The organism is Vibrio mediterranei (assembly GCF_013364395.1).
GTDB classification, from domain to species: Bacteria; Pseudomonadota; Gammaproteobacteria; order Enterobacterales; family Vibrionaceae; genus Vibrio; species Vibrio mediterranei.
The window spans coordinates 1,959,468-1,973,962 of record NZ_JABXGK010000001.1 but is presented as its reverse complement, the minus strand read 5'-3'; the positions used below and the strand labels follow the sequence as shown (position 1 = coordinate 1,973,962).

Genomic DNA, 14,495 nt, shown 5'->3' with positions numbered 1-14,495 from the left:
AGCATACTGCTGTTCAGTTGGTTTATTGTAGGCGATTGTTCCTTTTTGTTGGAATGTATGGTTTAAAAGGCTGTGAAATGTTGATCTTGCAGAATTGTTAATATTTAATGGTTTGTAAATAAAATGTGAAACACATTGTTTTTGGCATAACATTGAAAGGAGTTAATGATGCTACATAGTGTTGAAAGTACATTACATCTTACTAGCCTGAGTGGCCGTTCCACTGAACAATTGGCCCCATCTTTTGCCACGCTACCTAACACGGAACATGCTGATGGCAAATATCGCTTACGTCGTTATTCGGTGGTGCGTTTTGAAAAAGGTCAAATTGTAGACAAAGGTGATAATTGCTTTGTTCAGTCTGAGCATTTTAACCACTTTCAAGGCGATGTGATTAGACAGTTTGAACCTGTTTTAGAATCGACTCTGCAGAGCTCTGCGATGTTGGAACTGGTTACGCTTTTTGTTAACACGAATGCCTTACCTGACGGACAGGAAATTGAAATTCATCAGATGAGGATCGCAGCGGTTTACGATGAAACCGAGGTTGCTCCAGAAGGTGTACATCAAGATGGATTTGACCATATTGCCTTGGTCGGTATTGGTCGAGAAAACATCGTAGGCGGTGAGATCATGCTCTACAACGATAATGGTGAAGCTCCGTTTTTCAGAAAAGTACTGGAAAATGGGGAAGTAGCTATCCTTGACGACTCTAAGCTTTGGCACAATGCTCAGCCAATCCGCTGTATTGATAATCAAAACGCAGGCTACATGGACGTGTTTGTATTAACCGCTAAGGATATGCGCAATGCACTTCACTCCTAGTTCTGCTCGAGAGCACTTTTCTGCTCTTCATCAATCTTATAACGGCCAGTCAGTGGTATTCCTTGATGGTCCCGGAGGTTCTCAAGTACCAGGCTCAGTTCTTAAAGCCATGACGGATTACCTTGGCCAGTACAATTCTAATGTAGGTGGTCACTACTTTTCTAGCAAAGAAACAGTGGAGCTTGTTACAAAAGCCCGCCACCATGGAAAAGCACTACTTAATGCCGAAGAGGTGGACAACATCGTGTTTGGCGCCAACATGACATCGTTGACATTTCAGTTGAGTAGAGCGATAGCGAGAAACTGGCAGCCTAATGATGAAGTCATCGTTACGGCGCTGGACCATTACTCAAATGTATCAAGTTGGCAACAAGCTGCAGAAGACAAAGGTGCGGTGGTCAAACAGGTTAAAGTCGATGAAAGTGACTGCTCTTTGGATTTTGAACATTTAGAGAGTCTAATTTCTGAAAAAACCAGATTGATCGCCGTGACTTACGCGTCCAATACCACTGGTTCTATAACTGATATTAAGCGTATTGTGGAGCTGGCAAAACGGGTGGGGGCACTAGTCTATGTCGATGCGGTTCACTTTGCGCCACATGCATTGGTAGACGTACAAGACCTAGAGTGTGATTTTCTGGTCTGTTCTGCATACAAGTTCTTTGGACCTCACTTAGGGTTAGCCTATATCTCACCGACGTGGTTGCAGTCATTGAAACCATATAAAGTCGAACCAGCAACAGATATTGGCCCAGGGCGGTTTGAAACTGGCACGCAAAACTTTGAAGCGATGGCTGGTTTCATTGAGGCGGTTCGTTATCTAGCTAGCTGGGGTAAAGGGCAGAGTTTACGGCAACAACTTGTGTCCGCGTTCAAGGATATTGGTTACCATGAAGAGCAAATAAGCCGCTACTTTTTGGAGCGACTATCGCGATGTGATTCGTTAAGCCTTTATGGAATAGCTGATTCGGCTCATAGCAGGCGCACACCGACGTTTGCCCTTCGTTCAAGTAAGCATTCACCAGAATTGATGGCAAAATCTCTTGGTGAACAAAATATCTGCGTATGGAATGGCCACTTCTACGCACTAGGATTAGTCAAACAACTCGGACTAGAAGATAAGGGCGGTGTATTACGGGTCGGTTTTATGCATTACAACACTCTCGAAGAAGTTGACCGATTTTTCGATGCCATAGAGAATATCTAGTGATAGAAAAGCCCGCGTTTGCGGGCTTTTCTTTGGATGTCCTTCGTTAGGCGGAAACTTCAACTTCATAGGAGGTGAATTTGCGAATATTGATCACTCCGGTATCAAAGATTAAGTATTGACCTTTGATACCCTGTAACGTTCCTGTGACCACGGGCTCTTTATCAAAGTTATGCGACTTAATCTTGGTCGGATAAACTTCAACTGGATAGCTGATCGGCGTAATCACTTCGCTTAGTACTTCTATCGCATCGTTACCATATTGAGCTTTAATCTCCGCAATTTTGTCGGCGACAAGCGGTAATAGTTCTTGTGCTTTTTCCACTAACTCCATCGGGTCACCATCTTGCTTTAACAAGGTTCTCCAGTTGGTTTTATCCGCAATGTGTTTGGCAAGCTCAACTTCAATCAAGCCTGATATCTGACGCGTTTTAACTTTCAGAATCGGTAAACCTTGTGTTGCCCCTTGGTCTATCCAACGAGTAGGAATTTGCGTATGACGTGTAATACCTACTTTCAAGCTGGAGGTGTTAGATAAGTAGACGAAATGATCAACCATGCAATTGGCTTCGCCCCACTCGGGTTCACGACAAGTGCCTTGATCATAGTGGCAAGTTTCAGGCTTCATAATGCACATATCGCAGCTTGCTAGTTTTTTCATGCAAACAAAGCAATGGCCTTGTGAATAGCTCTTCTTTGTTTTTTTGCCACAAGAGCTACAGAAAATGTTACCAGTATGGGTAAGGGTCAGCGTCTTTCCAATAAACGAGGTGAGTTCTACTTCTTGTTCACCAACGGGTAAACGGTATTGAACTTGCGAATCTAGAGAGGCACGCATTTTGGACAGCGTACCTGAGGCTAATAGTGACATGACATTACTCTTTTAGTTGTTTTGCCCAGTGTAGCAAAAACAAGAGTTAGAATCTGTCGAAAAAACTATCGAAAGGGAGTGTGCCAATAAGTTTGAGCATGGCCATTTTTCTTTGCTTCATACATCGCTTTATCAGCCAATTGAATGAGTTCTATGGGCTGACTAGAAGATTCTGGGTAAATGGCAACACCTATACTAAGTGATAGATTTTGATGGTGTAACCTTTCACAGCCAACGAGTCTCTCCATCGACTGATGCAGCTTGTCGCAAATCGTATGTATGATGGTCAACTGCCTAAGATTTGAAAGCAAGATGATGAACTCGTCACCACCATGCCGACATACCAGATCACTGCTACGCAGCTCTCCAGCCAGAACATGAGCTATTTTCTTTAAGAGTTCATCTCCGGCATGGTGTCCGATATGGTCGTTGACCAGTTTAAAGTTATTAACATCAACAAACAGTAGTGCAAAGTGAAGTTGATTGATTCGATGGTGTTGGATTTCGTTCTCTAACCGAACAGAAAAATCTTTTCTGTTCGGCAGGCCTGTTAAATCATCCTTGCGAGCAAGTTCTTGAAACTTTTGTTCCGAGTTCTTGAGCTTTTCATACTGGACGTTGAGATTGTTTTGAAGGTAATTGAGTGCTTGCGCGACATCTCCAATCTCATCTCGTTGGTTATATTGATAAGGAGTTGTTTTCTTTCCCAACGTAATCCTTTGTGCAAAGGAGGCAATGTGAGTGAGGGGCAGCGTAACGTATCGAAATAGAGAAAATGAAAGTACAGATGCGATTGACAGCAATACCATAGTAGTAATCAGTACGCTCTTGATTGTGTTTTCCCGCCACAGGCTACCGATGGAGTCTTGTCTGACGTGGCCCAAAATATAGGCACTCGAAGTTTGATGGATCTGAAACTTTGCTAACGCGAAGCTTGCGTAATACAAGCTGTTATCTTTAGTGTTCGTATTTAGTTCAAAGAAGCTTGAATGTCCGTGATTAACGGTTGTCAGCGCATTTGGATAGTCATTCTGGACTTGTTCAACTTTTCCTCTCATAAAACTAAACTGCTTGTCTCTGTCTGGGTGAAGCAAATAATCTCCATTGGTGTTAGCGATCATAAACGTTGTCGGGTCATCCATTAAAGAGGTCGCTTTTTCCATTAAGGCTTTGATATCGATAGTGAACAATAAAGATGTACTTTCATCACTCTTGAGATTGAGAGGATAAACAATAAATACGTAAGGCGTAGATTCATGATGAACGATACGGTCATAATGGGTTGAAACTGGAGAGACGTAGATTTCTCCCGCATAAATTTTCGTAGCTTCGACAAACAATGGAATATGAGTAAGGTTGTTGAGCTCATTTGGTTCTACAGCATGTATTTTTTGGTTAGGTCCTGTTTGAATTCTGAGGATTTCTCTAAGTGCTGTGTTTTGCTGGATAATCGAGACACTGTTATAGGTTGAGTTGTTTTGAATAAATGGAATGATGGCTGCTGCCAGCTCAGTTTTAGCATACTGTTTGTCGAGCTTATCTTTGACCAACATCGCTAACATATCATTGGTTCGCTCAATATCTTGCAGTTTCTCCTGCAAAGCGCGAGTGGCAATTCCTGTGGTTTGTACCATTTTTGTTTTGATATTATCAGCAAGCAGTGCCTTAGAGCCTTGATAGCTTAGCCAAGCTAGAATAGAAAATGAAACTAACAATGTACATGTGAACATCAGTGCAATTTTCGTAGAAAGCTTCATTGCCTCGTTCTCTTGGTATGTTCCATTACCTTGGGAAGTGGTTTACCGCTGTATACTGAATCCCACATGGCTTCACGTTTTTCCGGTGATTCTACAGGTGAAAGCCATATCAACTTTTCCTTATTATCGCTTTCAGAAAACTGGTTAAGAGGACTTTGTAGTCCATGACGCTTAGCTAGTTCAAGTTGAACCCATGGTTCTAGCACAAAATCGATCCAGCGGTGAGCAAGTTCAGTCTGTTTGGAAGTAGACAAGATTGACCAACAATCTAACCAAGCCAATGCTCCCTCTTTTGGAATCGTATATTCTATATTGGCACCCGTCTTTTTAAGCGAATCAACTTGTTGATGGCCAAAATTCGCAAACATGATTGATAGTTCAAAGCGATTAAATAGCTCTGTTGCCTCCTCGAGTGAACGATAGAACGTTAACGTATTCTCTCTCAGCGATATCAGTTTTTTAGCAATGAGCTCGTCGTCTGATTTTGGAATCTGAAAAGGATCGGGTAGCTTCAATGCCAGTGCGGCTAAACTCACATTATGTGTCCCGCCATCATATCCAAGTGCTTTGTGATGGTATTCCGGTGACCAGAAATCTTGCCAAGAAGTTGGAGCAGATTTTACACGATCGGCATTGTAGATGATTCCCATTGATGAATAGGTATAGGGGAGGCCGTAGATATTACCTTTAAAGGTGATTTCTGGGTTTGTTGACAGTGGTGCGAATTGATTGCTGATCCATTTACTATTTTCTATTTTGGATATGTCGATTGGAATAAATTTTCGCAATTTGATATATCGTTGTAGCTCAGAGGAGTTTAGGGCAACAAGGTCATAATCTTGATTTCTATCATCAAGTTTCTCTCTTAACTGTTTGTCATTATTTACATAAGTTACTTCAATGTCGATGTTATTTTTATTTTCGAAAATAGATACAATATCTGTGTCGGTATATCCATGCCAAGATAATATTTTTAAAATCTCTTTTCCGTAAACAATATGACTGAAGAAACTCATGCACAAAATTGGTGCAATATAAATGCGCATCATGATAATGCCTAGGTTAATTAGCTTTTTAGATTATATGAATCAGTCATCTCTAATTTCAAATTGTTAGTCTGGTATTAAACGAAAGTTTATTAATATAGTTATCAAAATGCGATTTGTATCACAATATTGCTTATTTTTGTGATGATTAACGCATTAATTGTGTAATATTTATGCAACGGTCTCAAAAAGTGGAACAAGTGTGGTTGGTTAGGGTTGGCCGAGCATTTTGTAAATAAAGTGTCAGAAATAGGTCTAATATCGAAGTCGGCAATATTTAAATAATTCCTTTGTCATTCTTATTTATTAAATCAATGACAAGGATAAATAACCGTCTGAGGCTAACATGACGTCTACTTTAAGCAAGGATGCTGGTAGTTTAAATAATACGCAGTACTTTAAAATAAACAAGAAAGTTCTTATTTTTATTACCGTGGTTTCTATTGCGGTAAATGTGCTTTTTCTTGTGCTTCCTTTATTTTCGATGCAAGTTTTTGATCGTGTTCTTTCTTCCGAAAGTCGCGAAACGCTTGTAATGCTTGCAATAGTTGCATTGTTCCTCTTATCTATTCAAGCGCTACTCGATTGGGTTCGCGGGCAAGTAATGTTGCGTTATGGATATGGCGTTGAGCAACAGTCCGCAGACTTCGCCTTTAATGTTTCTATGCTCAAGTCACAACAAAGCAATGGAATATTCAGCCAATCTCTAACTGATTTATCTCGAGTTAAAGAAACTCTCACTTCTCCTGGGATCTTTGCGTTATTTGATGCTCCATTTGCACCTGTTTTTTTAGCTGTCATGTATCTCATGCACCCGCTGCTTGGGCACTTTGCGTTAGCAGGCGCAACGGTTCTCTTTGTTATATCGATCATAAGTATGATAGTGACGAAGCGCTTGCAGAATAATGCAAGCCAGCATGCGAGTACGTTCAATACATTAACTAGTGATTGGCTTAAAAACGCTGAGATTGTTCAAGCATTAGGTATGAATGACAATTTGGTCGCGAAGTGGCGTAAGGAATCAATAAATCCGACAGTAGACAAAGCGAACGCAGACAGAATTTCTCGAGCGATTTTAGCACTTGCTAAGTATGCTCGGATGCTGTTGCAAATTGGAGTGTTATGCGTTTCGGTCATTCTGGTATTAGAGAACGAAGTTGGTGCTGGAGTATTGATTGCCGCATCGATGATTATGAGCCGAGTTTTAGCACCAGTTGAGCAGGCGATCCATAACTGGCAAAGCTGGTTAGAAGGTTGGAAAGCACATCAAAGATTACGCAAGTCTTATCTCGAACAACCAAAAGAAGTCGTCGAACTACCAAAGATTAAAGGCGCTGTCGGATTCGACAAAGTTTTCTTAGGTCATCAAGGTAGTGAGAAGCCGTTGCTCGAAGACCTTACTTTTTCCATTCCTGCTGGTGCATCGGTAGCTATTGTTGGAGGTAGCGGTGTAGGCAAATCAACATTGGTCAAAGCTATTCTAGGTTTGGTTAAACCTGTAAGCGGTGAGGTGCGCATTGATGGCGCAACACTTAACCAGCGCCAAGTATCAGAACTAGGGAGGCAAGTTGGCTATGTTTCCCAAAATAGTCAGTTGCTATCGGGCACGATTGCGCAAAATATTTGCCGATTCGATGAGAATGTTGATGCGAAGGACATCGTCGATGCGGCCAAATTAGCTGGTGTTCACGAGATGATTTTGTCACTCCCAAATGGCTATCAAACACTGGTTGGTGCACTAGGAATCCGATTGTCTGGTGGACAACAGCAACGAATTGCCTTGGCTCGTGCGCTATATACAAAACCAGCCTTACTTATATTGGATGAGCCCGATTCTAATCTTGACCATCCAGGGCAGGCGGCACTGATCGATTTCATTGCTCATGCACATCACAAGCAAATTACCGTCATTGTCATTTCACACCGTATGTCGATTATTCAGCATACCAGCTTATGCATGGTGTTAGGTGAAGGACGCCTCCAGCAATACGGTAAAACGACCGAGATCTTAAATATTCCAGCATCGTCAGCAAACAGCATAGGGAGTGTGTCATGAAACTAAATCATTCAGAGACATCTCGTTCGTTCAATCTCTCTTTGACCAACTTCATTCTGTTTGGTTGGCTCGTATTGTTGGTTTGTTTTATAGGAATCGGCTATTGGAGCTATAGCGCACCATTAAGTTCAGCCTCGTTGGCACCGGGGAAATTGGTGACAGAGCTCGAGAATCAGAAAGTGCAGCATCATACGGGAGGGGTAGTCGAAACGCTTCTCGTCAAAGAAGGTCAGCGTGTCGAAAAAGGAGATTTGTTACTGGTGCTCTCGGATCCGTTGCTTGTTAGCCAACTCGAACAACTGAATCAAAAACGTTTTATCGTCCAAGCTCGCCTAGCTCGAATTGACGCAGAACTTTCAGGAGAGGCGATTAATTGGGGGAACGAGGAGAACCTGACTCCAATTCAAAGTCAGATACGTCGTGATCAAGCATCACTGTTGAACCAGAATCGTCTGATTCATAAAGAACAAATGATGTCACTCCGCCAGCAAATGGCTCAATCAGAGAATGATAGAGACAGCTACAAGGCTTGGCTTTCAAGCGACGAACATTCTCTGACATTGCTCAACGAAGAAATCGAAGCGAACTCAGCTCTATTAGAAAAAGGGTATGTATCAAAAGTTGCCTTTCTAGAACTAAAGAGAGAGTACTCAAGCTTGGTGGCAAAAATAGCGGAGCACCGTACTCGAATCAAAAGAACCAATAACAAAGTTGCTGAGCTTGAATCTCAAATGGACGCACTAAAAATAGACTTTATGCGCACCGCTCAAGAGAAAAAGCAAGAGCTAGTTTCAGAAGAGCAAGCAATCTTAAAACAGCTAAAAGCGTCTAATACGCTAAACGACCGCATAGAAGTACGCGCTCCAGTTGGAGGCGATGTGATCAATCTCGTTATTCACACTCAAGGTGGTGTTGTTGCTCCAACAAGCACGATACTGGAGATCGTCCCTAACAACACCCGAGTGGTCGCAAGCGTTAACATTCAACCCAAGGATATCGAATCGGTGTATGAAGGTTTGTCGGCAAACATCCGCCTGACTTCATACAGCTTTCGACAAGTCCCAGCGGTAACAGGTGAGCTTATACACCTCTCCGCGGACAGCATCGTAGATGAGCGGCTAGGCGGTCATTTCTATCAAGGAAAGATAGCCCTCGATGCAACGGAGCTTCTGGATCTTGGCTTAGATCTGAAACCGGGTATGCCGGTAGAAGCACAAATAGTACTAGAGGAACGCACTGTTCTTGATTATCTACTTTCTCCGCTGATACAGAGTATGGAGAAGGGGATGAGAGAGATTTAGTGAATGATGTTGAATAGTGTACACGTGCACTTGATGTATCAACAACAGATTGGCAAAGGAAATAGGGAATTAATTATGGCTACTGAAAAAGTTTTTTTAGATGGAAGTGAGACTTTCATTCGACTTGATGCCGATGATAATCATGTGTTTGGAAGTAATAAAGCGAGTGAACATATCATAGGAAAAGCTGGTGATGACCAAATTATTGGTGGTAAAGGAGAAGATATTCTCGAAGGGAATCGTGGCGATGATACTCTGAAAGGTGGAGATGATAGCGACCTGTTATTCGGCGGCGTTGGCAATGATAGGCTCATCGGTGGGGAAGGTTCGGACACGTTTGCAATGCGTATCACACATGGCGGTGAAAATACCATTACGGACTTTAAAGTCGGAACCGATAACTTACAGTTTATTCTTGACCGAAAACACTTTATTTCAGAAAACGAGTTAACACGTAATGAGAAACATGAATCTAGAGTTGACGAAAAACTTAGTACTAAAGTCGAGAAGTTAGACAATAAGTTTTTTGGTGAGGACTTGACCTTTAACGAAGACGCTACCGGATTAGAAAAAGCTGATGTGTTTGTTGATAAAGCCATTGCGGAAAAACTTTCGATTTCGGTAGAGAACAGTAATCTTGTGCTCACTTTTTTCGAAGATGTTGGCAAAGGTAACAAGGGTACGACTATTACGTTGAATGGCTTAGCCGAAGATCCGTATATTGCACGAATCCTCGATGATGCTGAAGACCCAGTTGATGCGCAGACAACAGAAAATATCGTAGGTATCCTAACTGGTGAAATTCCGGTATTTGAGGGTTCAGTATTAGACTATCACTATCAAAATCGCCTTACAGTAACAGATACTGTTGATGACCGAGATGGAATAGTCCAACTCGATAAAACCGTTGAGAAGGCAAGTTTTGCCGACGGCACGTATACATTAGTGACAGGTCATAACGCATACGATAATTTGAAAGCTGAAGATGGAGTTGATTCTCTTCTAATCGGTACACATGGTCATGATGATCTTACTGGTGGTACAGGCAATGACGTGTTGATTGGCGATAATGGTGTTGGTTTTACCTACAACGGTGGAAACGACAACCTCAATGGTGGAGCAGGTGATGATATTCTCCATGGAGGTGCCGGTAACGACCGTTTAGATGGTGGGGAAGGTGTCGATAAGGCCATATTTAGTGGTTCGGTATTGGACTACAACTATTTACACCAATCTGGCGGTAATACCGAGGTTAGAGATTTAGTTGGTGGACGGGACGGTAATGATTTCGTCAAGAATACAGAAACTTTTGCTTTTGCTGACGGTGAGTTTGCATTCTTACGCGGTCATAATGCGGGTGATAATCTAACCGCTAGTAATGCGGATACACTATTAGTTGGATTTACCGGCGATGATACTTTAAATGGTGGTAGCGGCGATGATGTCCTACTAGGAGACAATGGAGTTGGCTTTACTTATCAAGGTGGTAACGATGTTTTAAATGGCGGGGAAGGTGATGATCTTCTTCATGGTGGTGCCGGAAATGACTCTCTGAATGGTGGTACGGGTGTGGATACTGCTGTATTTAGTGGCTCGTACAAGGAGTACCATTTCCAAAATCGTCTGACCGTAACTGATACGGTTGCTGGGCGCGACGGTAAAGACCAACTTCAAGATGTTGAAAAAGTAACCTTTACAGAAGGAACGTACACATTAGTGACTGGACATAATGCCTACGACAATTTGAAGGGTGAAGATGATGTTGATTCGATGCTAATTGGCACACATGGGCATGATGATCTAACCGGTGGCTCAGGTAATGATGTTCTATTTGGCGATAATGGTGTTGGATTCACCTATCAAGGTGGTGATGATACATTGGATGGCGGTGCGGGAAGTGACTATATTCATGCTGGGTCTGGTGATGATACGATCTACGCAGATAAAAAAGCGCCCGCACATCTGGCGACTTATGCAGAGAGTGATGTTATTGATGGAGCTGAAGGTATTGATACGCTTACCTACAATGACACGTACAAAAACGCTGATTCTCTCAACGTATTTGTAGCTGAGAATGGTAGTAATACATTCAATGTAGAGACGGTGCTTTCTGGCAAAGTGACATCCACGGACATTGTTTCTAACGTAGAAATACTAAACGGTACCCGAGGTGATGATGTCATTGATTTCAGTGGCTTAGGGCATGGAATGACCTATAATGATAAGTGGACCGATGCTGGAGAGGATACAGTCACTGGCTCCGATTACGATGATATTATCAATGTTATGCATGGTGATGATACGGTCCACGCAAGCTCAGGTGAAGATTATGTTGATGGCGGACACGGTGTAGATAGTTTGGTATTTGCAGCTGGAACGGCAATTACCGTTGAAGCTCATGGGGCTACTTATCGAAATGAGTATAAAGTTAGTGTCGATGGTACTGATGACTTTACGATCATCAAGAATGTTGAAGTTATCAAGATAGGCGAAGCTGAAACCTCTTTAGATGATTACTTTCCAACAGTATAACCCGTTATAAACTGGCAAGGCCTTCGGTTTTATTCCTGAAGGCCTTTTTCATACGGTGCAATTGGTTCATCGACTAACCCTTCTTCTTCCGTGTCCATAATCGGCTCCTTCGGCCCCAAAAACTTCGGTTGAGTATTCATAATATACAAATCCAAAAACGCCTTAGTTCTGGCAAATACTTCCCTTAATCTTACTGAAAACCCTGACTTGGATGTCGGTCCAGACACCGCTAAACATGTCGCATTAATATCGTATGATCGTGCGATAAACAGAGCTCGTTCACAGTGAAACTTCTGCGTGATGATTAAGAAGTCATCGGTATCAAAGATCTTTTTGGCACGAACAATCGAATCTAGCGTTCTAAATCCGGCGTAGTCCAAGTGGATAGCTGGCTCAGGAACTTCTGCTCTCAACAAGTCTCGTTTCATTGTCCATGGTTCATTGTATGAACGGTGGGCGTTATCGCCACTGAGTAGGAAATGAGACACTTTACCTTCGTTGTAAAGGTCAATCGCCGCCTCAATGCGATGGGAGTAGTACTCGTTGAGAGTTCGACCTAGATACTTACTCGTGCCAAGAACGACTGCGACCTGAACATTATCAATATCGTCGATAGAGGTGAGAATCCGGTCTTCGGCTTGCCAACTCACCCAACGGTCAATGGACGCGATGAAGACGACGAACAAAACAAGTGTATAACAAGCGATACGAAGTGCTCTCTTTAAGAAAGAAAGCACGGTGCTGGATAACAACGTTTCCTTGTTAAATCTAAAGGTCACTAAATCTGACGATTCCTTTGAGCCCAAATACCTATACTCACAAAGCTTAGAACCACGATGGCGAACATCAAGCCTGGTTCTGTATTAACTAATACGTTCTTTAACAATGGGGTGGCTTTAATAATGATCAACCCATAGCCAAATGCATTGAGTAGTATAAAGCAGACCGTCCGAATTACGAAATTTGTATCTCGTAATGCGTTCCTTAAGAGGCGGTTGATATCCGCACCTAGTACGACAAGAGAACATGCGATTAGTGCCGTAGAAACTTCAAAAAGATAAGGAGCAATAAAGCGTCCTCCCGGAGCGAAAATATCGAGCATGTCAATGTCCTTGCTGCAGTATAACGATAGAAATGAGCTGACTATTAAACAAAAAAAAGGCTCTTGTAAACAAGAGCCTAAATGTGATGTCGATTCAGATTAGAATGCTGAACGTTTGTATTTACGGTAAACCGGCTGCCAGAAGTTGTCGTCAATAGCTTCACGCAGAGTTTCATCTGAGCGTTCTTTCGCCACTCCTTGTTCAATGGCTTTTTTCGCCACGGCGTAAGCAATTTTCTTAGACACTAAATGAATCTCTTCAAGTGGCGGTAACAGTTGACCTGATCCTTTCTGTGCAAGAGGAGAACACTCTGCGAGCGCACGACTTGATTCCATCAACATTTCGTCTGTAACGCGTGATGCTTGCGCTGCAAGTACGCCTAGACCAATACCAGGGAAGATGTAGCTGTTGTTACATTGCGCGATAGGGTAGGTTTTACCTTCGACAACTACAGGGTCGAATGGGCTGCCTGTTGCAACCAGTGCCTGGCCATTTGTCCAACGTAAGATGTCATTTGGTGTTGCTTCAACACGGCTAGTTGGGTTCGATAGCGGGAATACGATTGGACGGTCGCAATGTTGATGCATCTCTTGGATGATCTCCTTGCTGAATAGACCAGGCGCACCTGACACACCAATAAGAACTGTAGGTTTACCATTACGAATAACATCATGTAATGAGAAGCCTGAGTTCTCCGATGTCCATTCTTTGGTTCGTTCGTGTTTTTGTACCAGACGTTGTTGGAAGTCGAGTAGGTTAGGCATGCCTTCTTGTAGAAGTCCCCAACGGTCAACCATGAATACTTGAGAGCGCGCTTGCGCATCACTGATGCCTTCAGACACCATCTGCGCGATGATCGCTTCAGCAATACCACAACCTGCAGATCCTGCACCTAAGAAGGTAACTCGCTGTTCAGAAAGCTTGCTACCTGCTGCTTTACATGCTGCAAGTAGAGAGCCTACGGTCACTGCTGCGGTGCCTTGAATATCATCGTTGAAACAGCAAATACGATCCTTATAACGTTCAAGTAACGGCATTGCATTTTTCTGTGCAAAGTCTTCAAACTGAACGAGTGCATCTGGCCAGCGACGTTGAACCGCTTGAATAAAGTCTTCTACAAACGCTCGGTATTCATCACCAGTAATTCGCGGATGGCGCCAGCCCATGTACATTGGATCAGCAAGTCGTTGTGGGTTATTCGTACCAACATCAAGAACAATAGGCAGTGTATAAGCTGGGCTGATACCACCACACGCTGTGTACAAAGCCAGTTTACCGATAGGAATGCCCATACCACCAATCCCTTGGTCGCCCAGTCCTAGAATACGCTCACCATCGGTTACAACGATTACTTTTACGTTGTGGTTACGTGCATTGTTTAGCAAATCGTCAATACGATCACGATTTGGGTAAGAAATGAAAAGACCACGACCACGGCGATAGATGTTGGAGAAGTTCTCACACGCTGCGCCTACAGTCGGCGTGTAGATAATCGGCATCATTTCAGAGATATGATTTTGTACTAAGCGATAAAACAAAGTTTCGTTAGTATCTTGGATGTTACGCAGATAAATGTGTTTATCCATATCGCTTTCAAAGCTGGTGTATTGCTTGTAAGCGCGATCTACTTGTTCTTGAATTGTTTCTGTTGTTTCAGGTAGAAGCCCTTCAAGGTTAAAGGACATTCTTTCTTCAGCAGAAAATGCACTGCCTTTGTTCAAAAGTGGGGTACTGAGAAGTGCAGGGCCCGCGTACGGGATATAGAGCGGTCTTTTGTTGTTGTTCATTCGGTTACCT

General features: G+C 42.7%; 11 protein-coding genes. 5 read left to right on the top strand and 6 right to left on the bottom strand.

The window, feature by feature from the left end; genetic code table 11:
• Positions 1 to 165 precede the first annotated feature (165 nt).
• The gene (locus tag HOP38_RS09275; RefSeq protein WP_171389159.1) at positions 166 to 825 is read left to right on the top strand and encodes a 2OG-Fe dioxygenase family protein; all 660 of its coding nucleotides are present in this window, start codon (positions 166 to 168) and stop codon (positions 823 to 825) included.
• Positions 809 to 2,032: a cysteine desulfurase-like protein gene (locus HOP38_RS09270; RefSeq protein WP_198557918.1), complete on the top strand. Its 1,224-nt coding sequence runs from the start codon at positions 809 to 811 to the stop codon at positions 2,030 to 2,032. The genes HOP38_RS09275 and HOP38_RS09270 overlap by 17 nt, the downstream gene beginning before the upstream one ends.
• Before the next feature lie 46 nt (positions 2,033 to 2,078).
• Here HOP38_RS09270 and HOP38_RS09265 read toward each other — a convergent pair whose 3' ends face one another.
• The 3 genes from HOP38_RS09265 to HOP38_RS09255 form a co-directional block, all read right to left on the bottom strand.
• A complete protein-coding gene (locus HOP38_RS09265; RefSeq protein ID WP_038230250.1) occupies positions 2,079 to 2,903 on the bottom strand; it encodes a DUF2797 domain-containing protein in 825 nt (274 codons plus the stop codon).
• Positions 2,904 to 2,968: 65 nt separating this feature from the next.
• A complete protein-coding gene (locus HOP38_RS09260) occupies positions 2,969 to 4,660 on the bottom strand; it encodes a GGDEF domain-containing protein (RefSeq protein WP_198557917.1) in 1,692 nt (563 codons plus the stop codon).
• Positions 4,657 to 5,706 (bottom strand): extracellular solute-binding protein, encoded by a 1,050-nt coding sequence (locus HOP38_RS09255; protein ID WP_198557916.1) that lies wholly within the window; start codon positions 5,704 to 5,706, stop codon positions 4,657 to 4,659. The genes HOP38_RS09260 and HOP38_RS09255 overlap by 4 nt, the downstream gene beginning before the upstream one ends.
• A gap of 346 nt (positions 5,707 to 6,052) precedes the next feature.
• Between HOP38_RS09255 and HOP38_RS09250 the strand changes: the two genes are divergently transcribed.
• The 3 genes from HOP38_RS09250 to HOP38_RS26155 all read left to right on the top strand — a co-directional run bounded on the left by HOP38_RS09250 (position 6,053) and on the right by HOP38_RS26155 (position 11,595).
• The gene (locus HOP38_RS09250) at positions 6,053 to 7,762 is read left to right on the top strand and encodes a type I secretion system permease/ATPase (RefSeq protein ID WP_124939815.1); all 1,710 of its coding nucleotides are present in this window, start codon (positions 6,053 to 6,055) and stop codon (positions 7,760 to 7,762) included.
• Positions 7,759 to 9,063 carry an HlyD family type I secretion periplasmic adaptor subunit gene (locus HOP38_RS09245; RefSeq protein WP_062459431.1) on the top strand — a complete coding sequence of 435 codons (1,305 nt, stop codon included), beginning with the start codon at positions 7,759 to 7,761 and terminating at the stop codon, positions 9,061 to 9,063. The genes HOP38_RS09250 and HOP38_RS09245 overlap by 4 nt, the downstream gene beginning before the upstream one ends.
• Before the next feature lie 75 nt (positions 9,064 to 9,138).
• Entirely contained in the window at positions 9,139 to 11,595 is a 2,457-nt protein-coding gene (locus HOP38_RS26155) for a calcium-binding protein (protein WP_198557915.1), read from the top strand.
• 29 nt (positions 11,596 to 11,624) lie between these two features.
• On the opposite strand, the gene HOP38_RS09235 is transcribed toward HOP38_RS26155, so the two are convergent.
• From HOP38_RS09235 to HOP38_RS09225, 3 genes are all read right to left on the bottom strand, one after another.
• A complete protein-coding gene (locus HOP38_RS09235; protein ID WP_242456535.1) occupies positions 11,625 to 12,302 on the bottom strand; it encodes a SanA/YdcF family protein in 678 nt (225 codons plus the stop codon).
• 71 nt (positions 12,303 to 12,373) lie between these two features.
• Positions 12,374 to 12,697, bottom strand: a complete 324-nt coding sequence (locus HOP38_RS09230) for a DUF3392 domain-containing protein (protein WP_006070787.1) — start codon at positions 12,695 to 12,697, stop codon at positions 12,374 to 12,376.
• A 99-nt stretch (positions 12,698 to 12,796) separates the two neighbouring features.
• Entirely contained in the window at positions 12,797 to 14,485 is a 1,689-nt protein-coding gene (locus HOP38_RS09225) for an NAD-dependent malic enzyme (RefSeq protein WP_198557913.1), read from the bottom strand.
• Positions 14,486 to 14,495: the final 10 nt, after the last annotated feature.

Bases quoted from the DNA above. Each gene is read 5' to 3' on its own strand.
- HOP38_RS09275 (WP_171389159.1), top strand. From the start codon at position 166: ATGATGCTACATAGTGTTGAAAGTACATTACATCTTACTAGCCTGAGT.
- HOP38_RS09270 (WP_198557918.1), top strand. From the start codon at position 809: ATGCACTTCACTCCTAGTTCTGCTCGAGAGCACTTTTCTGCTCTTCAT.
- HOP38_RS09265 (WP_038230250.1), bottom strand. From the start codon at position 2,903: ATGTCACTATTAGCCTCAGGTACGCTGTCCAAAATGCGTGCCTCTCTA.
- HOP38_RS09260 (WP_198557917.1), bottom strand. From the start codon at position 4,660: ATGAAGCTTTCTACGAAAATTGCACTGATGTTCACATGTACATTGTTA.
- HOP38_RS09255 (WP_198557916.1), bottom strand. From the start codon at position 5,706: ATGCGCATTTATATTGCACCAATTTTGTGCATGAGTTTCTTCAGTCAT.
- HOP38_RS09250 (WP_124939815.1), top strand. From the start codon at position 6,053: ATGACGTCTACTTTAAGCAAGGATGCTGGTAGTTTAAATAATACGCAG.
- HOP38_RS09245 (WP_062459431.1), top strand. From the start codon at position 7,759: ATGAAACTAAATCATTCAGAGACATCTCGTTCGTTCAATCTCTCTTTG.
- HOP38_RS26155 (WP_198557915.1), top strand. From the start codon at position 9,139: ATGGCTACTGAAAAAGTTTTTTTAGATGGAAGTGAGACTTTCATTCGA.
- HOP38_RS09230 (WP_006070787.1), bottom strand. From the start codon at position 12,697: ATGCTCGATATTTTCGCTCCGGGAGGACGCTTTATTGCTCCTTATCTT.
- HOP38_RS09225 (WP_198557913.1), bottom strand. From the start codon at position 14,485: ATGAACAACAACAAAAGACCGCTCTATATCCCGTACGCGGGCCCTGCA.